The following is a 22,987-nucleotide window of genomic DNA, read 5'->3' as shown; positions in this document are numbered from 1 at the left end:
CTCCTTTATACTTTAAATTATGCCTTATTTTGTTTCGGACGAAATCAATAAGATCATTTAAGATTTATAATTATTTCATTATTATGATTACTAAAATAATTACTGTCCTACTGCTGATAGCAATTCCGCTTGTCGGTAAATGCCAACAGGATACGGTGGGCGGCTATAAATTGGTTTGGGCAGATGAGTTTGACGAGTACGGCTCTCCAAAGCCGGATAATTGGGCATTTGAATCCGGTTTTGTACGGAATAATGAAGATCAATGGTATCAGGAACAAAACGCAATTTGCCGTGATGGTAAACTGATCATTGAGGCGCAGCGGGTACATCTGCCTAATCCGGGATATGCGCCTAACAGTACCAACTGGAAACAGAAAAGACAATTTATAAATTATACATCGTCAAGCATTAACACAAGGGGCAAACACAGCTTCCAATACGGCCGGTTCATTATGCGCGGCCGTATAAGTACCGATGCCGGGCTATGGCCCGCTTTTTGGACCTTAGGTGTAGAAAAGCCATGGCCAGCCAACGGAGAAATTGATATTATGGAATATTACCAGAATAAGCTTTTGGCTAATATTGCCTGCGGTACAGAGGTTCCTTATAAAGCTAAATGGTATAGTAACACCAAAGCCCTCAATACTTTCAAAGCCAACTGGAGCAAAAAATTCCATACCTGGCGTATGGACTGGGATCAAAACGCTATAAACTTATATGTAGATGATCTTTTACTTAACCATGTGGACCTGAAAGATCTGGTTAACCAGGACGGCACTCAATTTAATCCCTTTATGCAGCCTCATTATATATTGCTTAACCTTGCAATAGGTGGTGATAACGGTGGCGACCCATCTGCCACAAAATTCCCTAAACGGTTTGAAGTTGATTACGTTCGGGTGTATCAAAAAAATTAAACCGCCTGATCAGTACACTTTGTTTGCTGCCCTTTTAAATTGTCATATATACATTATTCCTCACCAAAAACAGGGACATACGACCGTTTTATTTTAAAAACGTTGCATATAATGGATTTTATCCCCTTTTTTTTACAGCTTTACCCCCTTTTTTTTCAAAAAAATACCGCTTAATTGTGGCTACCAATTAACATAGACTGTCTGTTAGAACCTCTGCAAATATTATAACGGCCTGTTTGTACAGATTTTTTATTTATTAAAAGTTGCTTGCTGCCGCTGTGAAATAATATAACCTCAAATGTTTATAAAACACAGGGTTACACTATTAACGTCAGATTAAGACGGAAAGCTACCATTGTTCTTTGAGATTACTGCCTGAATTGCACCCTAAATTTAAACTGTTGTTTTAACAATTATTCTATTAACTCATTTCATAACCTAACAAAAAATTATGGCAAGACAGAAAAACTAAAAAGAAAACGGACCATGATCCATACGCATTAACTAATGCCAAGTTTTAAATTCTAATCACTCCCAATTATGCAATATTTTTTACCCGATAAAATATCTTTGAGAAGAAAATCCGGGTCAGTAGTTTTATCACTGATCCTGCTGATAGCTATGCAAACAAGCAGCTATGCAGCTACTGCCTTTAACTCTTTCAGCGGAATAAAACTTAACCGATATACAGCCGCCGTACCCATTAAAGGTAAAGTAATTGACAAAACCACCGGCGAAACCATCATTGGCGCATCTGTAAAAATCAAAGGAACCAGTACAGGTGCCGTTACCGATGTAAACGGTAGTTTTACACTTAACGCCGAACCTAATGCTGTACTGATAGTTAGCTATATAGGTTATGAACAGGCAGAGTTTCCTTTAAACGGACAAACTTCAGTAACCATCAGGTTACAGGTAAATGCAAAAAACCTGAATGAAGTTATCGTTGTAGGTTACGGTACCCAAAAGAAAACGTCCTCAACCGCAGCCGTATCTACAATTCAAACCACCGAAATTGCAAAAAAACCGGTGGTTAACTTAACCAACAGCCTTGTTGGTCGTGCCTCTGGCTTAATCATAACCCAAAGCAGTGGCGAACCAGGCTATGATGGTTCAAACATATTGATCAGGGGTATTGGATCCAATGGTGGTAGTTCGCCATTGCTTATTGTTGATGGTGTGCCGCGCGATTTCAGCCGTCTTGATCCAAATACTATCGAAAACGTATCGGTATTAAAAGATGCTGCTGCTGTTGCTCCATATGGTGTGGCGGGAGCAAACGGTGTAATCCTGGTTACTACCAAAAAGGGTAAATCAGGCAAACCAACGCTAACTTATAACGGATACTATGGTATCCAAAACCCAACCAAGGTGCCCACATTTGTAGGCTCGTATGAGTATGCGTTGCTGCGTAATGAGGCCAATGCCAATGATGGTCAGCCACCGGCATATACAGCAGATGATATTCAAAAATTCAAAGATCATTCAGATCCCGATGGGCACCCCGATGGGCACCCTTTACAGCAAATTATCCAGAAAAACCGTCCAATCACGTATCATAATGTGACACTTTCGGGAGGTACAGAAGACATCAAGTATTTCGCAGCCCTTGGATATACTCACCAGGCAGGTATGTGGAGCACCACCTATCTTGATAAATATAATGGTTCGTTAAACTTAACTGCAAACGCCACTAAAACCACAACGGTATCACTCTCTGTTAACAGTTATGTAGAAGATCAGCACTTTCCATCCCAAAGTGCTGCCACAATTATTGGGCAGGCACAACGCCAGGCGCCGACAACGCCTATTTATTACAGTAACGGGTTATGGTCCGGCTATATTGGTCAGTCGCTTATAGGCGAAATTTATCACAGCGGTTATCAATTCAATGAAAATACGGCCGTATTGTCGCAGTTTACAATTGACCAGAAGCTTCCGATCAAAGGTTTAAGCTTGAAAGGTGTGCTCAGCTATGATAATGGGCCAGATCCTTTATTCACAGGAAACCAAACCTCGTTCCAGCGTATTTATACTACCCCGATACCTTTCTATAATGTTGACGTTACTACCACCCCTTACACTTATAAACAGGGGATACAAGGTAACTCAAAGGCTACATTTTCAGAAAATTACAGCCAAAACCACACATTGACCATTCAGGGATTGTTATCTTATGCAGGTTCATTTGGCAAAAGCGATATTACCGCTTTAGGCGTTTTTGAAAGCCGCCGCGTAAAGTATCAAACATTTGGGGCCACTAAATATAACTACAACCTTGATATTGATGAATTGGATTTTGGTGGTCCGGCAGCTGCAGATGCAACCAATTTTGGTCGATCAAGCGGGCAAAAACAAATTGGTTACGTGTACAGGGTAGGTTACTCCTATGATAAAAAGTATTTGTTTGAAGCAACGGGTAGATATGACGGAAGCTACCTCTTTGCTCCAGGCCATCGTTATGGTTTCTTCCCCGCCTTTTCTGCCGGTTGGCGACTGTCTGAAGAAAAATTCATTAAAGACAATATTCTCTGGCTTGATAACTTAAAACTTAGGGCTTCCTGGGGTAAATCAGGGGCCTATCCAAGAACTAATAACAATATTCAAACCTACCAGTATCTAAACCCTTATAACCCTTATGCAAACTCCGCTGTTATTAATGGCAGTGCCACACAGGGAATCAACGAGGCGTTGCAGGGCAATCCTAATATCGGCTGGGAAAAAGCGACTAAAACAGATATTGGATTTGAAGCTACGTTATGGAAAGGTTTACTAAGCATTGAAGCCGATTACTTCTATGAAAAAAGGGGCAATATGCTTGTAAGCATTGGGAATACATTACCCGGTGAATACGGCCTCGGAGTAGGGCTTGTAAACGGCGGCATCATGAGTAATCACGGTATCGATCTGACACTGCAAAGTTCCCATAGCTTCTCAAAAGACCTGCGGTTAGATGTTACAGGTACTTTTACCTTTGCCAGGAATAAACTATTACAAGTTTATGAGACAAATGCAACAGCGAACAATCCAAACAGGAGAATAACAGGCAGGCCTTTAAATACCATATTTGGATACCAGGCGTTGGGTTATTTCAAAACAACGGATTTTAACGCAGATGGATCGCTCAAAGCCGGTTTACCAGTTCCTTCTTTCGGACCTGTTAAGGCGGGCGATATTGAATACGCTGATTTAAGCGGACCTGACGGAAAACCAGACGGCAAGATCGATGCTAACGACCAAACTGTAATAGGCCATCCTAATACGCCAGAGATCATCTATGGTTTAGAACCCAGGTTGACGTTCAAAAACTTCGATCTTGATGTTTTATTTCAGGGTTCGGGTAACAGCAACATTGTTATCAGCAACTATTTTGCTTTTCCTTTCAACGCGTCCGGTTCGGCCTCTCAATTGGTATATGACGACCATTGGACGCCTTCCACTCCCAACGCTTTATATCCAAGGGTTACCGGTACGCCCACATCAAATAACACACAAACTTCGTCCTGGTTTGTCAGAAATGATTCCTACATCAGGTTAAAGAGCTTTGAAGTTGGCTACACACTGTCAAACAAGCTATTGCGAAATAAGATCCAGTCTATAAGAATTTACGTTGCAGGGCAAAACGTCATTAACCATTTACCTCATGTAAAGGAAATTATCGACCCCGAAAATAGTGGCAATAACACCAACTACTATCAGCAGCGTGTATTTTCATTAGGTTTAAATGCCACATTTTAACTAAAATAAGAAAGCGATGAAACAGATTTTTAAAAAATACAGAGAGCTTTTTTTACTTGCTTTGCTTGTTGTAAGTATCAGTGGATGTAAAAAAGATGATTCTTTAAATGTAACAAATAAAGCATTTTTAACTGATGTAGCTACATTCAGTTCGCAGAGTAATGCAGATCTTTTTGTAAATGACATATATAATCAAATCCCCGACGTCAATAACGATTACCAGCTAACCGAACAATATGCTGATAACAGCTTTTGTGGAGCAGCCTGGGAAAACGGTCAGGCAACTGTAAGGGCAGGTTCCATTGGCCCAAGTAACGTACCTACCGGCCCCGGTAGCATGTGGAGTTGGGAAGGAAACTATAGCAAAATACGAAAATGCAATGTATTTCTACAGCAGGCTGCTTTAAATAAAGCGAAGTATACCGACGATTGGTACAAGCAGCGCGTTGCGGAGGTTACGTTTCTAAGAGCTTACTTCTACTCCCTGTTGTTCACGGCTTACGGAGGGGTGCCTATTATTACTGTCCCGCTTGATAACCGGAACGGAACTGATATTTTTACTGCCCGGGGCACTATTGATGAGACTGTTGCCTTTATTGAGGCTGATTGCGATGCCGCGGCCGCTGTTTTACCTACAAAAGCAGCACAAACCGGGAGAGCCACAAAAGGCGCCGCATTAACACTTAAGGGCTGGGTCGAGCTGTTTGCAGCCAGCCCGCTGGTAAACACGGCCAATGACGCGGGAAAATGGAGTAAAGCAGCAGCTACCAACAAATCGGTGATGGATATGGGTACTTATAGCCTGTTCAACACTTCGGCTACTTCTTATGCCGATCAGTTTCTATCGGCAAACAACTGGAATGTTGAAACGATATTTGCTCGCGGCTACGCTACCGGACCAGCAAAGGGCAGTCACCGGGAAGGTTACCTGGGCCCGGTGTATGTAAACGGTGTTCAGCAGTCATGGGGAAACCTTGCTCCAACACAGGGTCTGATTGATGATTACTCGATGGATAATGGCTTGCCTATTACAGATGCGGCTTCAGGTTATAATCCTCAAGCCCCTTACACCCATCGTGAGCAGCGTTTCTATCAGTCAATCTTATATGATGGTGCAGCATGGCAGGGAGATATAATAAAAACGCGAATAGGTGGCAGTAACCAGATAGACCTTGGCTCGTCAAGTGATATTACCAATACCGGTTATTATGCCCGCAAAACACTGGATGAAAGCATCACCGGGCAAACCAGTATCAACCTGGCGCCGAGCTTTGCCAATTACATTATTTTCCGTTACGCGGAAGTGCTGTTAAGCTATGCTGAGGCGCAAAATGAAGCGGTTGGACCAGATGCATCGGTTTATGACGCGGTTAATAAAGTAAGGACGAGATCTGCATTGCCTGCTGTAAAAGCCGGCTTAACCAAGGATCAAATGCGTGCATATATTCGTCGCGAACGCCGCATTGAGCTCGCATTTGAAGATAAACGATGGTTTGATATTCGCAGATGGCTGATAACTACCGGCACAAACGGTGTGCTTACCACGCCGGAATATGGCATGAAGATCGAAGCCGGCGGCTCAGGGCTAACGTATACCCCGGTTAAAATATTTACCAATACCTTCTTCGAGCGGCAAAACTGGATGCCAATTCCGCAAGCGGAAATTGACAAGAATAAAAAACTGGTACAAAACCCAGGATACTAAAAGATTAATACCTTTAAATACATAACCCCGGGCAAATGCCCCGGGGTTATGTATTTAAAGACAACTCTCACCGATTAATATTTTTTAGCTTTAAGCTTTGTGCATGCTGCTTTCAGCTTTGTATATTAACCGCCTTATAAAATATTCATGAATAATAAACCTGATAGTCAACGTCCTGCAAAAAATCGCAAAGTTGTAATTGTTGGTTCGATTGTTTTAGTCATGACCATCTTGGTAGTTTATTCAATATGGCATATCTCCGAAAACAAACAGGATAATGCCGGTACTGATCTACGAACTGATTACCCGATGGCAACCCTTCAAAGCATTGCCGGGGGAAAGATCTTATCTCAACGATACTGCCGCTCGTGCCATATGCTGCCCGAACCAGCCCTGCTTAACAGGTTTAAATGGAAAAATGTATTTCCGCAAATGGGTTTACGCATGGGCATTAAAGCCCACAGAGGTGAATCATACGTAGGGACAATTAAGGGCGACGATTTGATTGTGCCGGACAAGCCCGCATTAAATGAGGAACAATGGCAGGATATTATCGATTATTACATGAACACTGCCCCTATCGCCTTACCTGCACAAAACAGGCCTATGGCTATTAAACAGGAGCTTCCATTTTTTAACATCCAAAAACCACAGCAATCATTTGACGGCAAACAGGTGTTGGGCTGCTATGTAAAAATTGACAACAGCGTTAAGCCGGCCCGTGTTTTTATTGCTAACGGGCAAACAAAAAAGCTTTATCTTTTATCAGCTCAATTAAAAGTTATCGATTCGGTATCGACAACCGGCCCTGTGGTAGATCTGCTTTTTGACCATGGCAATACCATGATCTGCATCATAGGCAATGAATTAGGTGCAAACAGCGATAAACTGGGTACTATAACCCCATTGACAATTACTGCCGAAGGCAAAATGCAATTAGCCGCCCGGCCCGTTTTTGATAAGCTTGGCCGACCAGTTCAAATACTGGCGGCCGATTTGAATAACGACAACAAAACCGACTATGTTATTTGTGAATTTGGAAGTATAACCGGAGGGCTTTGCTGGATGGAAAATTTGGGTAACGGCGCTTTTGCAAAACACGTGATAAGTAATTTACCCGGAGCTATAAAAGCGTATATCGATTACCAGGACAACAAGTTGCCCGGCTTATATGTGCTTTTTGCACAGGGCGAAGAAGGCATTTTTCATTTCGAAAACAAAGGGAGCGGCAAATTTGATTCAAAGGAAATTTTAAGGTTCCCGCCGATTTATGGGTCGTCCTACTTTGAAATGGTTGACATGAACCATGACGGCTATAAAGACATAGTTTACACTTGCGGCGATAATGGGAATGCAACGCTCGTATTAAAACCATACCATGGTGTCTACATTTTTTTGAACGATGGGAAAGGCAATTACAAACAGCGGTATTTTTATCCCATAAACGGCTGCTATAAAGCCATCGCTAAAGATTTTGATAGTGACGGAAATATTGATCTTGCAACAATCAGCCTTTTTACCGATGCAAAGCAGCCCGAAGAAGGTTTTATATATTTAAAGAACACCGGTAATTTAAACTTTGTACCATATGCTTTTCCGGCCGATACAAAGTTTGAACGCGCGGTAACTCTTGACGCCGGTGATATAAACGGTGATGGAAAACCCGACCTGCTTATCGGAAATGCTTTTTTTGATTTTGGCCCCTTCAGCTATAATATCAAAGAGCCGCTTTTCTACATTTTGAAAAACGCTTCTAAGTGAAAGCAGCAACTAAATTTTCAATGCAAATGATCAGGGTTATTTGAGGGAACTATAGCTGTTTTTCAAACACCATATATATATCATTAGTACCCACATATGTAAAGCCTAACCTTTTACAAATATTTACTGCTTTGACGTTGTCAGCATTCACCTCGGTGCGGCATTTTTCAAATCCCTTCATTGTTAAATCTTTTAACGCAAATTCAACAAGCCTTCGGCCATAACCCATCCGTTTTGTAGAAGGATCAATGATCAGCATGGAGATAAATCCAACTTTATTTTCATAATCGTTGGCATAATAAGCCAAAAAACCTTGTAAAGCATCTTGTGCCATAATAGTTATGATACAAGCTTTTTCAATTAGCTTATCAATGTAACCATCCAAATCGCCTACTTCAAACAACCCGCTTTCATCGTTAATCATCAGGTTCATTAAATCATAAATTTTCGATTTTAGGTAAGAGCCCTGTTCAATCATGATTGGTTAAAATTTATTTTACTTAATTAAAATCGGTTATATCAGCCAGGTAGGCGACAAGTAACAGAGCGGATTAATACATATTAACCCTTTATCGAAATGAAATGATGCCGATATAAAGTGACTGATATTTAGATTACAAACCAATTTATAGGTATATTTTTAAAGAAACAACAAGAGTAAAATAATGGTATTAAATTGTATATCAATGAACATAACGTTTACACTATTTGTAAACCGTTTTTTTAGAGTTTCCATCGATAGTGGATAAGCCACAACATATTGCCCCTTGTTAGCCAATTTGGTTTTGACTGCCTTAGTTATCAGGATCAAATAGTTAAGAATGTAAATGAAATTGGTGAAAAGGGGCAATCAAAATGGTATTTCAATAGCTTCCATTTGTGCAAATATAAGCGTTTAATGGATGTAGGTAAACAGTATCGGCTTTTATACGAGACCTATATCAACAAAAAAGGATCGCAACTTGCGATCCTCTTGCGAAGCGGAGAGAGAGGGATTTGTTTACCTCTTAAACCGACCTGATATTCAATATTTTATATGGATTTTATTTCTTACTCACCGAAATACTCACCACTTTTTTTGTACAGATTAATTGCAAATCTTATAGTGCAAATATAGCAATTTTGGATTTGTAACACATTTTATCGTAACTTATCATGGTGATCATCTGTAACCGCAAAGGTAGCCCGCGAAGCCAGGGCAGTAAAGGGCTTTCGCGGCATAAACCCACAAGCCTTTCACGCACTTGGCCATTTATTCCACGTTCCCTTGACAGCCCTGTCTTCTTCCGCTTTTTGTTGCTTAACAGAAGATCACCTGAACGACTATGCCGGTTTTATAAAGTAGTCCGCCGATAAGTAGCAAGTTTGTGTTTTTGTTACCACAAAAACTCCCCCGATGCCTGCGGCTCGGGGCAAACTTGCCATTGCTCCCGATGGTTGCAATGGACGTTACTATACGAATTATAAATTCATCAATTGCGACTTATTTTAATAAAACAAGCTTCACGTTACTACTGTGGTGATTTGATTTTAGCCAAACTATATAGTCAATTTGAACGCTCATGCAAATGTAATAGCAGTCAATAATTGGAATCATTAAAAAAAAGATAGTTTTGTTGTACAAACCTTAATCTATAACATAACAAGGCTAATGAGAAAGCAGCACAGAATTCAAGACCCTGATGTAATTGATGAAAATGTTATTAGCAGACTACTGGACGAAAATAAAGAAGTAATTGTACAATTCTCTTCGGAAGTCTATAACAGTCATATCTTGTCAAAACTCAATGAACTGACTGGCAAGTATGATGAAAATCTCACTATACGGTTTTATGGACATTATAGCAGCTCATTTGATTGTAGTATTGTTGACCAGATACCGGAAGTAAAATCATTGAGTATTGACTGCTTAAGGCAAGCTCATAATTTAGAAAGCATTACTTATTTAAAAAACCTGAAAAAATTAGGGATAGGCGTATTCGAGCTCAAAGAAACAGATATACTAAGTGCTAAGAATTTCCAAAACTTAAACAGATTGTACATTTTGGACACCAAAACAAAGGCTTTAAACTTGGATTATTTGTCCAGCTACAAAAATTTGGATTATTTAATTGTTGCGGGTCACACCAAGAATATAGAAGCGATAGGCTCTTTAAAAAGATTAGAACATCTCAACTTAAACGGCATATCAAAAGTTCCGTTATCATTTGTAAACGAATTGCCAGTTCTGCACACTTTGAACATCATACTTGGAGGCAGAGATAATATCAACGAGATTGAGGGTAATAACATTGAAAATTTAAATCTCACTTGGATAAGAGGATTAAATGATTTAGAAAACATAAACCGCTTCCATAAGTTAAAAACATTATTAATTCAAGACCATATTCGCTTGCCGAAAATTCATTTTGGCAAGGAATTTACAAATTTGACCGATATAAAGGTTCTTAACTGTAAAACGCTTGGTTCTCTAACTGGTATCGAAAATCTTCCAGAACTTCATCAACTGAGGGTCTACAGGACAGATATAGATTTTGAAAAGTTTATTCAACAACCGTTACCATTAAAATTGAAAATTCTGGCGTTTTATACTGCTAAAAATAAAGTTGACGCGCAATTAAAATCCCGCTTGAAAGAATTGGGATACATAGACGGACTGGATAGAAATTCGTAGCGCTTTTTATGTGAACAAAGCCTGACTAAAGTTTGGTATATTCCAAATTACAAATTTAAAGTATACTCACTACCATGGTAAAAACGGCCTTTAAACTACAATGAGGTGGGCAAAGTATACTTTGGGTATAGTCAAAACCCCGTTTGCAGCGCAAACGGCAAGCAAAGTTGGGCTCTGCCCAACTTCCGCTTGCTCCCCCGCTGCCGCGTTTGTACTTTGAGAATTTAATGTATTCGCCCTTCAAAATAAACAGTGCAAAACGCCGTCCGATTGAACAAACCAGTCCTTATTCAACCGTTAAGCAACCAACAGCGCAAAGCCGGGTAAAATGTCAAGGGCCCCGATCCTATCATCGGGGTTTATATACCCTTGACGTTTTATCCCGGCGTGGGCTATCTTCGCTGTAGCAGTGAATAAGGAATGAAAAACCAAGCTGCCTAAAACTGATAATTGGGTTAATCAATAACAAACTTTTGCCTAAGCAATGCCATATCCTGTCCCACTTTTAAATCTAAAATCTTGGCATAGTGCTGGGTGGTTTTGATATTAGTATGGCCCAACATTTTCGATACGCTTTCAATAGGTACACCATTAGACAGCGTTACAGTTGTGGCGAACGTGTGCCGTGCAATATGAAAGGTAAGTATTTTATTGATGCCGCAAACGTCTGCAATCTCTTTCAAATACGCATTCATTTTTTGATTGGTAGATACGGGCAGCGCCTTATCTGTATTGCAACAAAGCGGATGGTCTGCATACCTTTTTAACAAACTCAACGCAGATGGCAGTAAAGGAATACGACTTGGTGTGTCTGTTTTTTTTCGTTTGGTATATATCCACATTTCCCCGTCAAGGCCTTTTACTATTTCAGCCGGCTTCAATTTTTTCACATCGGCATAGGCCAATCCTGTAAAGCAACAGAAAAGAAAAATATCCCTCACCTGGTTGAGCCGTTCGGTTGGAAATACTTTATCTGCTATGGCTTGTAATTCTTCCCGGTTTAAAAATATCCTGTCAACCCGTTTAACTTTGGCTTTGTAATTTACAAAAGGGTCTTTATCAAGCCAGCCACTTGCTAAACAAATGCGGATGATCTTGCCAAAGTTCTTAATGTATTTGATAGCGGAGTTGTTGGCGCACTTACGTTCGGATCGCAAATAAAATTCATAATTGGTTATAAAATCATGGTCAATCTGCTTAATGTCTATATCCGAAACTTTGTACTGCCATTCTAAAAAGCTCCGGGTATGCCTTAAAGAGGTTTCGTAGCGTTCCAATGTCCCTGCAGCATACTCATCACCAACCAAAGCCGAAACCTTTTTATTGTGGTCTTTAAACAAGCTGATAAGCATCCGGGATTTTTCGCTCTTACCCAATAGCTTGTTTTTTAAACTTTCGGCAGTAACCATACCGCCAGTTTCGGTTAATTGGCCATGCGCTTCGTACACCTGGGCTTGCAGGTTATCAAGGTAGGCGTTAAAAGATTTGATTTCTTCTTTAGTTCCCTTAAAGCGTCCTGCGGTACTGTTCCATAGGGTAGGTTCACATTCCCGGCCTGTACTGGTTTCTGCCCGTTTACCATTAACAGTAATCCGCAAATAAATAGGCACAAGGCCGTTTTGATGGTTTTTTGGCTTCTTTAAATAAAAAAGCAAGCTGAAGTTAGTTTTCATAATGTTTTGACATTAAAAAGTGAAACAAAATTAAGCTTGCAATCAGGTCCGTACAAGATGTTCAACTTTTTAACAGGTTGACTACCAGAATGATACGTAGATATTGGTGAGTGAGTATTTTCAAAAATTAACTCACCGAATAACGCACTTTTTATATGCGAAATGGTGGATAAAATGGGCATTTAGCCCAAAAACAAAAGCCTGCAATCATTTGATTTGCAGGCTTTTAATGCGCTTTGTTATTGAAACTGGCGGAGAGAGAGGGATTCGAACCCTCGGTACCGTTTCCAGTACGACAGTTTAGCAAACTGTTCCTTTCGGCCTCTCAGGCATCTCTCCGTTTTGTTTTTTAAACTATATCCCTTTTTTCAGGGACTGCAAATATAGCAATTCAAGTATCCCTGCAAAAAAAAAATACATTTTTTAATAATCTATTCTTACGTGATAAATACTCATTAGCATCCGCTTAAAAATGGCCTTGATTGTTTCTATATCTTTCAAAGTTATATTACTGTCTTTCAACTGGTTTTGATCAAGCTTGTATTTTACAATACGGTCTACCAGTACACTGATCGATTCTTCATCGGGCTCCTTTAATGAGCGCGAAGCGGCCTCAACCGAGTCGGCAAGCATCAAAACGGCACCTTCTTTGGTGAAAGGAATAGGACCGGGATAGCGAAAAATATTCTCGTTAATGAATTTTTCCGGGAAATTTTTCAATGACGACTGGTAAAAATAATCCACGCGGGTATTACCGTGATGCGTACGGATAAAATCAATCACCACCTCGGGCAGGTTGGACTTGCGCGCCATTTCAATACCCCTGCTCACGTGGCGGATAATGATTTGGGCACTTTCTTCATAAGGCAGCTTATCATGCGGATTAAAGCCCGAGCTTTGGTTCTCGATAAAGAACAAAGGGTTCTCCATTTTTCCTATATCATGATAAAGCGCCCCCGCCCTAACCAGCAGGGCATTGCCGCCAACTGCATAAATAGCGTTTTCGGCCAGGTTAGCTACCTGCAGCGAATGCTGGAAGGTGCCCGGAGCGTTAAAAGCCAGTTCGCGCAGCAATGGCGCATTGGTATTGGTAAGCTCAATGAGCGTAATTTCGGAAGTGATGGCAAAAACCTTCTCGAACAAATAAATAAGCGGGTAAGCCAGCAGGGTAAGCAGTACGCTAACTACAAAAGGCAAAAAGTCCATCCAGTCGATGTTCAGGAAATCACCCTCACGAATAAAGGTAATCCCCAAAAATGCCACGAAGTAGGTAAAGATAATGATCACTGCCGAGATCAGAAACTGTTCGCGGCGTACCAGGTTTTTAATACTGTAGATGGATACCATACCCGCCGTAATCTCATAATAAGCAAACTCAAAACTGTTAGGTACAAAAAAGCCGGCTATCAGCACCACCAGCAAATGGATATTAAGCGCCAAACGGGTATCAAACAATATCCGAATAATGATAGGTACTATACAATAAGGGATATAGTACAAATTAGTCGGAAACTGGAGTTTTATAGCCAGCGATAAAGTGGCCAGCATGGTAGTAATTACCAGTAATATCAAACTTACCAACCTGTTATCAGCGTAAATATCCTTACGGAAAAGATAAAGGAAAATCATGAGCAGCGATATAGCTATAGCCACCAGGAAAAACTGCCCCAAGAGCACTAAGTTCCTGTTACCGTTAACACGGGCGTTATCCTCAAAGGCTTTTTTAAATGATTCCAGCTTTTGATAAACATCGTCATTAACTACCGAGCCTTTGTAAACTATCACTTCTCCTTTTTGTACCATTCCGCGTGTTACCGAAAGGCCATCTACAACTTCCTTCTCCAGCCTTGAAGTAAGGTTATTATCATAGGCAAGATTATTTTGGAGGCGGTTACTGATCACATCGAGCAGGAAGGCTTTATCTAAATCTGTGTGCTTGCTCAGCACTTTATCACAATAAGCCTGCGCTTTTTCTTTGGTAAACAGTTCGCTGGTGTTTTTATCAGTGGCTACATTCTTATCCAGAATCCGTATGGGGTAATTTTCGGAGCTTTGCTGATATTTGGCATTGGGTTTAAAAATCCCTGTTTGGTAAATTTCGGTTAATAAATCGGTACCGACAGCAATGTACTTCGACTTGAGTTTGTCATTGATACCGGCATTGTGCCATTTAATTTCCAGGTCGGCTTTAAAACCTTCAATCTGCTGATTTTGCATCCCTGCGTCCAGCTGGTAAATCGGCGTTATGCTTTCCAGCGCCGATTTTTGATCGGCTATGATTTCCTGCGGTGTTTTTAGTATTGCGAAATTATAGGGCGATATCAGGTCTTTCTGGTTCCAGATCCTCCCCTTTTCGTGCTCGTAGCTAAATTTTGCCTGCTTCGGTAAAAAGTAAACAATAAGCACGATACTAATCAGCATCATCAAAAACTTAACATTACGGGCGTATTTGCGCAGTAAAGCCTTTTGGCGCGAAGTGGATAGTTTTGCCATTTAAATGATTAACCTGCCAAAAATAATATAAGTTTCTGTTATATGCAGTTTTTCTTGCTTTTGTAAAAATAAATTTGATATCTTTATGATATCATTTTAAAATCAAACTAAATCATGAATACTGAAAAAACCATTAACCCGCCATCCGGCTTCTCTGTGTTTATTTTGGCTATTGCTTTGTTAATTGCGGCCGTTTTCTGCTTAAGCACCGGACTGGAAGCTATCGGTTTCCTATTAATTCCGGTGAGCCTCATATTTTTACTTCCTGGCATCATCGTTGTTAATCCCAACGAATCAAAAGTGCTTACCCTTTTTGGCAAGTATGTTGGTACTGTAAAAACTGACGGCTTTTTCTGGGTTAATCCATTCACTGTTAAAAAGAAGGTATCATTGAAGGCATTTAACCTTAACGGGCAACAACTGAAAGTGAACGATAGCATTGGTAACCCTATTGAAATCGCAGCGGTTATAGTATGGCAGATAAAAGATACCGCCGCTGCCGTATTTGCGGTTGAAAATTACATTCAATATGTAAATATCCAGAGCGAAGCTGCAGTAAGGCACCTGGCCAACTCTTTCCCTTATGATAACCTGGAGGATGAAACCGCGGCTATTACCCTGCGCGGTGGTGCCGAACAGGTAAGTTCTATGCTGGAGAAGGAATTGAACGAAAGGCTTGACCGCGCCGGCATTGAGGTATTAGAAGCCCGCATCTCTCATTTGGCCTACGCTCCTGAAATTGCCCATTCCATGCTGCAGGTACAGCAGGCATCGGCCATAATAGCTGCCCGTAAGCTGATAGTTGAAGGTGCCGTTGGCATGGTTGAAATGGCACTGAACAAGCTATCCGAAAAAAACATAGTTGAACTTGACGAGGAACGCAAGGCAGCCATGGTAAGCAATCTGCTGGTTGTACTTTGCGGTGATAAAGCTGTTAACCCTGTTGTTAATACCGGTACTTTATACCATTAATACCATGGATCAATTCAGAAGCTTTGATCAGCTCCGCGTATCGGAATTACCAGTACTGAGGCATGGTTTTTGGCGACCATGGTACGAACTTACCGACGGGCAGTTTAGCTATGGTAAGCTCACCTATATGGGAGCTTTAAAACGCGCTTGCTTACTGGAAACAGCGAATGGAAACTGGATAGTAAAACGCAAGAACTGGTTAGGCCGAAAACTTGCTATTGAGCAGTCCGATGGCATGGAAACAGGTTTGGTGACACCAGACATCTGGAACCGTAAGATAACGCTCAATTTAAACAATGGGCTCATGGCTACTTTTTATAACAAAAAGATCCTTTCACGCACCTGTACCTGGGTAAACGAGCAATTGGGCGATATCCTGAATGTAGAAACCAAAATATGGAGCCGGAAAAAGCCATTTATTGTAAAAATGAACCTCGATATGATCAAAAAAGTACCAGAACTGCCGCTATTGGCGTTACTGGGCATAAATTTAGTTTTGTTAAAACAGGCCCAGGCAGCGGCCGCAAGTTGATATGGCCGAAAAAAAAGCATTTGTATTACGCATTAACCCCGACATGCTGAAGGAGATTGAGAGCTGGGCTGCCGAAGAATTCAGAAGCACCAACGGCCAGATCGAATACCTCATGCAACAAGCCCTGCACGCCAGGAAAAAAGGAAGTTCGAAGAAGAAAAAGGAAGATAGTGATTAGCGGCAGTAGCAGTAGGTAGCAACTGTTTGCCGTTTATAGTTTGCAGTTAGTATAATTATTGTCCCATTACAAAAGCCCTAATTTTAGATAATCAAAAAACTGCAAACTAAACTATCAACTGATTTAAAACCTGCTACTGCCACTAAAAAACTGCAACTAATTTTATTATGCGTGCATAGTATTTTCTTTCTTTCAAATCACTAAATTTGCCCACCAATTTTAATGAGGGACACATGAAAGAAGTAGTAATAGTAGCGGCTACACGCACACCTATAGGTAGTTTTGGAGGCAGTCTGGCCGCTATCAGTGCCACACAGCTGGGCGCGGCAGTCATCAAATCGGCAGTTGAAAAAGCGGGTTTACGGCCCGATCAGGTTCAGGAAATTTATATGGGCAATGTAATGTCGGCCAATGTTGGGCAGGCGCCTGCTACACAGGCAGCCATATTTGCAGGGCTCCCCTATCTGCCCGCAACAACCGTTAACAAAGTTTGTGCATCGGGTATGAAAGCCATTATGTTAGCCGCCCAAAGCATAGCCATAGGGCAAAACGATATTGTTGTTGCCGGCGGCATGGAAAGCATGAGCAACGTACCTTATTACCTGGATAAAGCCCGCAACGGTTACCGTTTAGGTAACGGGCAAATCATTGACGGTTTGGTAAAAGACGGTCTTTGGGATGTTTACAACGACTATCATATGGGCTCAGCAGCCGAACTTTGCGCTGCCGACTGCAACATCAGCCGGGAGGAACAGGATGCATATGCCATACTATCATACCAGCGCGCCCAAAAAGCACAGGCAGACGGTAAATTTAAAGACGAAATTACCCCGGTTGGTCTTAAAGACAAAAAAGGCGATATCACCATGTTTACCGAAGATGAGGAACCTCAAACAGTTAAGTTTGACAAGATCCCATCATTAAAACCCGTATTTAAAAAAGACGGCACGGTTACGGCCGCCAACGCGTCGACCCTGAATGATGGCGCAGCAGCTGTAGTGCTTATGAGCCGCGAAAAAGCAGATGAACTTGGCATAAAGCCGCTTGCTAAAATAGTATCTTATGCCGATGCCCAGCAGGCACCCGAATGGTTTACCACTGCGCCCTCAAAAGCTATTCCGCTGGCACTGCACAGGGCGGGCCTGCAAAATTCCGATATCGACTTCTTTGAGATCAATGAAGCCTTCTCTGTAGTATCAATAGCCAACAACCAGCTTTTGAACCTCGACCCGGAAAAAGTAAACGTTAACGGCGGTGCTGTTTCATTAGGCCACCCTCTCGGCGTTTCGGGTGCGCGAATCATTGTTACCCTTTTACACGTATTAAAGCAAAATAACGGTAAATATGGCGCTGCAGGTATCTGTAACGGAGGCGGCGGTGCCAGTGCAATGGTTATCGAAAATTTACGTTAGTATTTTATAAATAACGTCATTATAAGCAAAATATATTTTTAATGATGTTGCGTGTGGGCGCGTTAGGGATTGCAGTGAAAAGCCCACAGCGCGGGTTGCGGTTGCGGGCAGGAAAAGCGAGGACTTGTAACGGAAAGCCCGGGCCGCAGGTAACGCCCATATTTATAAAATAGATTATAAAATACAATACTAACCAATAGCTTACAATTACATCATTATAAGAAACGAAACAATCTTATTCTATATAAAGAAACTTGCAAAGCCATCTCGCAAAGACATAAAAAATAAGCTCAACTAATTAAATTAAAATAGTGACAAAAAAAACCCTTCTTACTATCTTCTCCATACTGCTTTGCATGCAAACTTTTGCGCAATACTATGACGAAGGTACAAGGCTCAAAAAACTTAACGAATACCAGGATAGTCTCACTCGCCTTGGCAAAAAGATTGTAAATGATGAGAATGACATGGAGCGTAAAAACGCTAATTACCAGTTTATTAAAACACTGGTACAGGCGTTAAAAATCAATAACTCCTTCCTGTTCCCCTTTGATTCTGTTAAGAGCATCAGCATTGTTAACTCTCCAGATAACCGCTTCAGGATTTTGAGCTGGCATGTTACAAACCTCGATGGCAGTTATCGCTTTTATGGTACTGTTCAAATAAATACCGGCGGCCCGCTCAAAATGTACCCGCTCGAAGATTATTCGCCTTTATTGAAAAACCCGGAAGATTCGGTAACCGATAGCCATAAATGGTATGGTGCCCAATACTATAAGATAATGCCGGTGTACGGCCCCAAACCATATTATGTATTATTAGGGTGGAAAGGTAATACCGTTAAATCTACAAAAAAAGTGATCGATGCAATTTCATTTAATAATGGCGTGCCGCAGTTTGGTATGCCCGTGTTTAACGGCAATGGCAAAACCCGCAACCGGGTGATATTTGAATATGCCCGGCAGGTATCTATGCTGTTAAGATTTGTACCCGAGAAAAACATTATTGTTTTTGACCATCTTTCGGCGCCAGATGGGCGGAGTAAGGACAAGCCCGAGACCTTTGGCCCCGACCTGAGTTATGACGGCTATAAATTAAAAGATGGCCGCTGGACTTATATAGAAAACCTTGATATGCGCAATATTACCGACGGCAATTCGGCCAACGATAATGAATATATTGACCCCAAAAAGCAAGCTGCAAAAGACCGCGCCCTTTTACCGGTAAAACATTAAGAAATTAAATAACACCAACGCCCCGAAAACCAACACATTTATTGTTTAAATTGTAACACTTTCGGTATTAAATTTCGGATTAGAAGATTTATATTACCTTTAGCAAATTTTAAGTTAACTGATGCAAGAAAAAACTGCTCCACTAAAATCAAAATTCCCCAAGAGCGTCCCTTACATTATCGGCAATGAAGCTGCTGAACGTTTTAGCTTTTATGGCATGCGTTCCATACTTACCCTTTTTTTGGTAAAACAATTCTTTAACCCTGCAGGTAATCCCGCATTAGCCCAACAGGCTGATGCCCACGCCAATAAGCTGAACCATTTATTTGTTATGGTGGCCTACGCTTTGCCATTTGTAGGCGGCATGGTGGCCGACTGGTTTACCGGCAAATACAAGCTAATCCTTTATATATCCATCGTATATTGCTTTGGGCATCTGTTGCTGGCGATGTTTGATACAAGCCTTAGTGGCTTTGAGATAGGTATGCTTGTTGTCGCCATCGGTGCGGGTGGTATCAAATCGTGCGTTTCGGCCAACGTAGGCGACCAGTTTGATGCCAGTAACCAGGATTTGCTCTCAAAAGTTTACGGCTGGTTTTACTTTAGCATCAATGCAGGCTCTATGTTATCAACGATTGCTATTCCTACCATTTACAAATATTACGGCCCTAAATGGGCTTTTGGTGTTCCCGGGCTTTTGATGGGTTTGGCAACCATTATATTTTTTATGGGCCGCAAAAAATATGTAAAAGTACCTCCACAAGGCGTAAACCGAAATAACCTGGTGTTTATTACATGGTATGCACTTACCAATCTAAATAAAAAGAAACCAGGCCAATCATTACTTGATATTGCTAAAGAAAGCTATGACCCGGAACGCGTTGAAGGAGTTAAAGCAGTATACCGCGTGATTTCTGTATTCTTTTTTGCGCTGGCGTTTTGGGCTGTTTGGGATCAGTGCCTTTCAGAATGGACACTTTATGCTGCGAAAATGGATCGAAACATCAACCTTGGTTTTACTTCGTTTCAGATAGAACCAGGTTCAATGTCTACATTTAACACAATTTTCCTGCTGTTGTTCATACCATTTTTCAACTATGTGGTTTACCCTAATTTAGATAAGATGGGATTAAAAACAACACCTTTGCGAAGGCTTGGTACAGGTTTGGTTTTAACAGCATTATCATTTGTAGTTATCGGTTTTACACATGTTAGTATTGATCATGGCGGCACACCATCAATGTGGTGGCAGGTGCTGGCCTTTTTAATATTATCAGCCGCGGAAGTATTGGTATCAATTACAGGTTTGGAATACGCTTATACCCATTCTCCAAAATCAATGAAAAGTACTATGTCGGGAATCTGGTTCCTGGTTGTTTCATTTGGAAACCTGATCACCGCTCTTGTAAATGGTCTTATTGAAGACGGCGGCTGGTGGGCCGAAAATCTTAAAGGCGCCAATTATGAATGGTTTTTTGTGGCCTTTATCGCGGTGTTTATTATTATATTCATGTTTGTTGCACCACGCCTTAAGGAAAGAAACTATATTACAGATCCTTATATAGGAAATGAGGTGATTGCCGAGACCAACAACCTTTAAAATATAACTTCAAAAAAACAGGATTGCGAAAGCTTTCCTGTTTTTTTTGTTTTGATGCTCTGTAAATTGATTATTTTCGCAGCTTAAACATTTAACTCATTTCAAAATACTGTTCAGTGCCAGACAGCGTTGTAATCATACCCACCTATAATGAGAAGGAAAATATCGAACGGATGATCCGTAAAGTATTTTCTTTACCTCATGATTTTCATATCCTGATCATTGACGACGGATCGCCGGACGGCACGCCACAGATAGTAAAAAGTCTGCAACCTGAATACGACGGTCGCCTTTTTATGGAAGAACGGGCCGGTAAACAGGGGTTGGGCACTGCCTATATACATGGTTTTAAATGGTGCATAGCCCGCCACTACGACTATATTTTTGAGATGGATGCAGACTTTTCCCACAACCCGGATGATCTGTTGAAGCTAAGGCAAGCCTGTATCGATGGAGCTGATGCGGCAATAGGTTCCCGTTATGTAACTGGTGTAAACGTAGTAAACTGGCCCATGAGCCGGGTGCTGATGAGCTATTTTGCATCAGTATACGTTCGTTTTATAACCGGCATGAAGATCCAGGATTCAACCGCCGGTTTCATGTGCTACAAACGTAAGGTATTGGAAACTGTGCGATTGGATAAAATTAAGTTTGTTGGCTATGCTTTCCAAATTGAGATGAAATACACCTCCCTTAAACATGGTTTTAAGGTGGTTGAAATTCCCATCATATTCACCGACCGCACAGCGGGTTCCTCCAAAATGTCGACGCGTATTTTTCGCGAAGCATTTTTAGGCGTGATCCAGATGAAGATCAACAGCATTTTCAGGAAATATCCGGAAGGATGATTTTAAGGTGAAAAGTAAAAGGCAAAAGGTGAAAGGTAGAAGCATTTCGCCTTTTTTGTTACTTATCAAAAAAAACAAACCTATTGCCCTTCGCCCTGACCTTGTTACCTAAAACCTTTCGCCTTTTACCTTTGTCCTTTCACCTAAATAAAAGAAACAAACCTTTTACCTTTAACCTTTCACCTTTAGCCTAAAAAATTACTAATTTCGTTGGCAATGAATGAGCATCTTGACCCTGAACGCGAACGCCTCAGTCCTGCCGAACGTGATATTGAAAAAGTATTGCGCCCGCAGCAGTTTGAGGACTTTACCGGTCAGCATAAAATATTAGCCAATTTAAGGATCTTTGTACAGGCCGCCCGCCAGCGTGGTGAAGCGCTTGATCATGTGTTATTGCATGGCCCTCCGGGTTTGGGCAAAACCACCCTGTCGCACATCATCGCCAATGAAATGGGCGTTGGCATTAAAATTACCTCTGGGCCTGTTTTAGATAAACCCGGCGATTTGGCAGGTTTGCTTACCAATCTTGAAACCGGGGATATCCTTTTTATTGATGAAATTCACCGCCTAAGTCCGCTGGTTGAAGAATACCTGTACTCGGCCATGGAGGATTTTAAGATCGATATTATGCTGGAGAGCGGCCCCAATGCCCGTTCAGTACAGATCTCGCTCAATCCGTTCACCCTGGTTGGGGCTACCACCCGCTCGGGCCTGCTTACTGCACCGCTAAGGGCAAGGTTTGGTATAAATTCAAGGTTAGAATATTATGATGCAAAATTGCTCACTACTATTGTACTGCGTTCGGCATCGATACTAAAAACACCCATTACTGATGAAGGTGCTTATGAAATTGCCCGCCGCAGCCGTGGTACCCCGCGTATTGCCAACGCATTACTTCGCCGCACACGTGATTTCGCCCAAATCAAAGGAAATGGAAAAATTGATACGGAGATTGCCCAGTATGCATTGAACGCATTAAATGTAGATAGTCACGGACTGGACGAAATGGACAACAAGATCCTGCTTACCATTATTGATAAGTTTAAAGGCGGCCCTGTGGGTTTAAAAACCGTTGCAACGGCAGTTGGTGAAGACGAGGGCACAATTGAAGAAGTTTACGAACCGTTCTTAATACAGGAAGGCTTTTTAATGCGTACGGCCCGCGGCCGTGAAGCTACTGAGGCTGCCTACAAACATTTAGGAAAGATAAAGCTGGGGGGAAATCCATCCTTATTTTGAGATAAACGTA

The 22,987-nt window shown here is 41.4% G+C and carries 16 protein-coding genes and 1 tRNA gene; 13 read left to right on the top strand and 4 right to left on the bottom strand.

The window, feature by feature from the left end:
- The first annotated feature begins 83 nt into the window (after window positions 1–83).
- The 4 genes from ACP26M_RS04605 (at window position 84) to ACP26M_RS04590 (ending at window position 8,121) form a co-directional block, all read left to right on the top strand.
- Window positions 84–917, top strand: coding sequence for a glycoside hydrolase family 16 protein (locus ACP26M_RS04605; protein ID WP_426586574.1), 834 nt, complete (start codon window positions 84–86; stop codon window positions 915–917).
- Window positions 918–1,487: 570 nt separating this feature from the next.
- Complete coding sequence (locus tag ACP26M_RS04600) at window positions 1,488–4,655, top strand: SusC/RagA family TonB-linked outer membrane protein (protein ID WP_426586572.1); 3,168 nt, start codon at window positions 1,488–1,490, stop codon at window positions 4,653–4,655.
- 16 nt (window positions 4,656–4,671) lie between these two features.
- Window positions 4,672–6,360, top strand: coding sequence for a RagB/SusD family nutrient uptake outer membrane protein (locus ACP26M_RS04595; RefSeq protein WP_426586570.1), 1,689 nt, complete (start codon window positions 4,672–4,674; stop codon window positions 6,358–6,360).
- Window positions 6,361–6,507: 147 nt separating this feature from the next.
- Complete coding sequence (locus tag ACP26M_RS04590; protein ID WP_426586568.1) at window positions 6,508–8,121, top strand: FG-GAP repeat domain-containing protein; 1,614 nt, start codon at window positions 6,508–6,510, stop codon at window positions 8,119–8,121.
- A gap of 49 nt (window positions 8,122–8,170) precedes the next feature.
- On the opposite strand, the gene ACP26M_RS04585 is transcribed toward ACP26M_RS04590, so the two are convergent.
- The gene (locus ACP26M_RS04585) at window positions 8,171–8,545 is read right to left on the bottom strand and encodes a GNAT family N-acetyltransferase (RefSeq protein WP_426586566.1); all 375 of its coding nucleotides are present in this window, start codon (window positions 8,543–8,545) and stop codon (window positions 8,171–8,173) included.
- Window positions 8,546–9,772: 1,227 nt separating this feature from the next.
- Here ACP26M_RS04585 and ACP26M_RS04580 point away from each other — a divergent pair.
- Window positions 9,773–10,795, top strand: coding sequence for a hypothetical protein (locus tag ACP26M_RS04580; protein WP_426586564.1), 1,023 nt, complete (start codon window positions 9,773–9,775; stop codon window positions 10,793–10,795).
- A gap of 455 nt (window positions 10,796–11,250) precedes the next feature.
- Here ACP26M_RS04580 and ACP26M_RS04575 read toward each other — a convergent pair whose 3' ends face one another.
- From ACP26M_RS04575 to ACP26M_RS04565, 3 genes are all read right to left on the bottom strand, one after another.
- Window positions 11,251–12,468 (bottom strand): site-specific integrase, encoded by a 1,218-nt coding sequence (locus tag ACP26M_RS04575; protein WP_091162420.1) that lies wholly within the window; start codon window positions 12,466–12,468, stop codon window positions 11,251–11,253.
- Window positions 12,469–12,717: 249 nt separating this feature from the next.
- Window positions 12,718–12,807 (bottom strand) — tRNA-Ser (locus tag ACP26M_RS04570).
- Between the two features lie 84 nt (window positions 12,808–12,891).
- Entirely contained in the window at window positions 12,892–14,961 is a 2,070-nt protein-coding gene (locus tag ACP26M_RS04565) for an HD family phosphohydrolase (RefSeq protein WP_426586561.1), read from the bottom strand.
- A gap of 114 nt (window positions 14,962–15,075) precedes the next feature.
- Between ACP26M_RS04565 and ACP26M_RS04560 the strand changes: the two genes are divergently transcribed.
- From ACP26M_RS04560 to ruvB, 8 genes are all read left to right on the top strand, one after another.
- On the top strand, window positions 15,076–15,933 hold the full coding sequence (locus tag ACP26M_RS04560) for an SPFH domain-containing protein (RefSeq protein WP_129569798.1): 858 nt from the start codon (window positions 15,076–15,078) through the stop codon (window positions 15,931–15,933).
- A gap of 4 nt (window positions 15,934–15,937) precedes the next feature.
- Window positions 15,938–16,465, top strand: a complete 528-nt coding sequence (locus tag ACP26M_RS04555) for a hypothetical protein (protein WP_426586559.1) — start codon at window positions 15,938–15,940, stop codon at window positions 16,463–16,465.
- Window position 16,466: 1 nt separating this feature from the next.
- Window positions 16,467–16,643, top strand: coding sequence for a ribbon-helix-helix domain-containing protein (locus ACP26M_RS04550; protein WP_188832692.1), 177 nt, complete (start codon window positions 16,467–16,469; stop codon window positions 16,641–16,643).
- A 233-nt stretch (window positions 16,644–16,876) separates the two neighbouring features.
- Window positions 16,877–18,055, top strand: coding sequence for an acetyl-CoA C-acyltransferase (locus tag ACP26M_RS04545; protein ID WP_426586556.1), 1,179 nt, complete (start codon window positions 16,877–16,879; stop codon window positions 18,053–18,055).
- Window positions 18,056–18,366: 311 nt separating this feature from the next.
- A complete protein-coding gene (locus ACP26M_RS04540) occupies window positions 18,367–19,290 on the top strand; it encodes a hypothetical protein (protein ID WP_426586554.1) in 924 nt (307 codons plus the stop codon).
- 121 nt (window positions 19,291–19,411) lie between these two features.
- A complete protein-coding gene (locus tag ACP26M_RS04535; protein ID WP_426586552.1) occupies window positions 19,412–20,890 on the top strand; it encodes an MFS transporter in 1,479 nt (492 codons plus the stop codon).
- Between the two features lie 116 nt (window positions 20,891–21,006).
- Window positions 21,007–21,738 carry a polyprenol monophosphomannose synthase gene (locus ACP26M_RS04530; protein WP_426586550.1) on the top strand — a complete coding sequence of 244 codons (732 nt, stop codon included), beginning with the start codon at window positions 21,007–21,009 and terminating at the stop codon, window positions 21,736–21,738.
- Between the two features lie 216 nt (window positions 21,739–21,954).
- Window positions 21,955–22,977, top strand: a complete 1,023-nt coding sequence (gene ruvB, locus ACP26M_RS04525) for a Holliday junction branch migration DNA helicase RuvB (protein WP_121229611.1) — start codon at window positions 21,955–21,957, stop codon at window positions 22,975–22,977.
- Window positions 22,978–22,987 lie beyond the last annotated feature (10 nt).

The organism is Mucilaginibacter sp. R-33, from assembly GCF_049949235.1.
Classification (GTDB): Bacteria; Bacteroidota; Bacteroidia; order Sphingobacteriales; family Sphingobacteriaceae; genus Mucilaginibacter.
The sequence above is the reverse complement of the archived record's forward strand: the minus strand, read 5'-3'. Positions and strand labels throughout refer to the sequence as shown.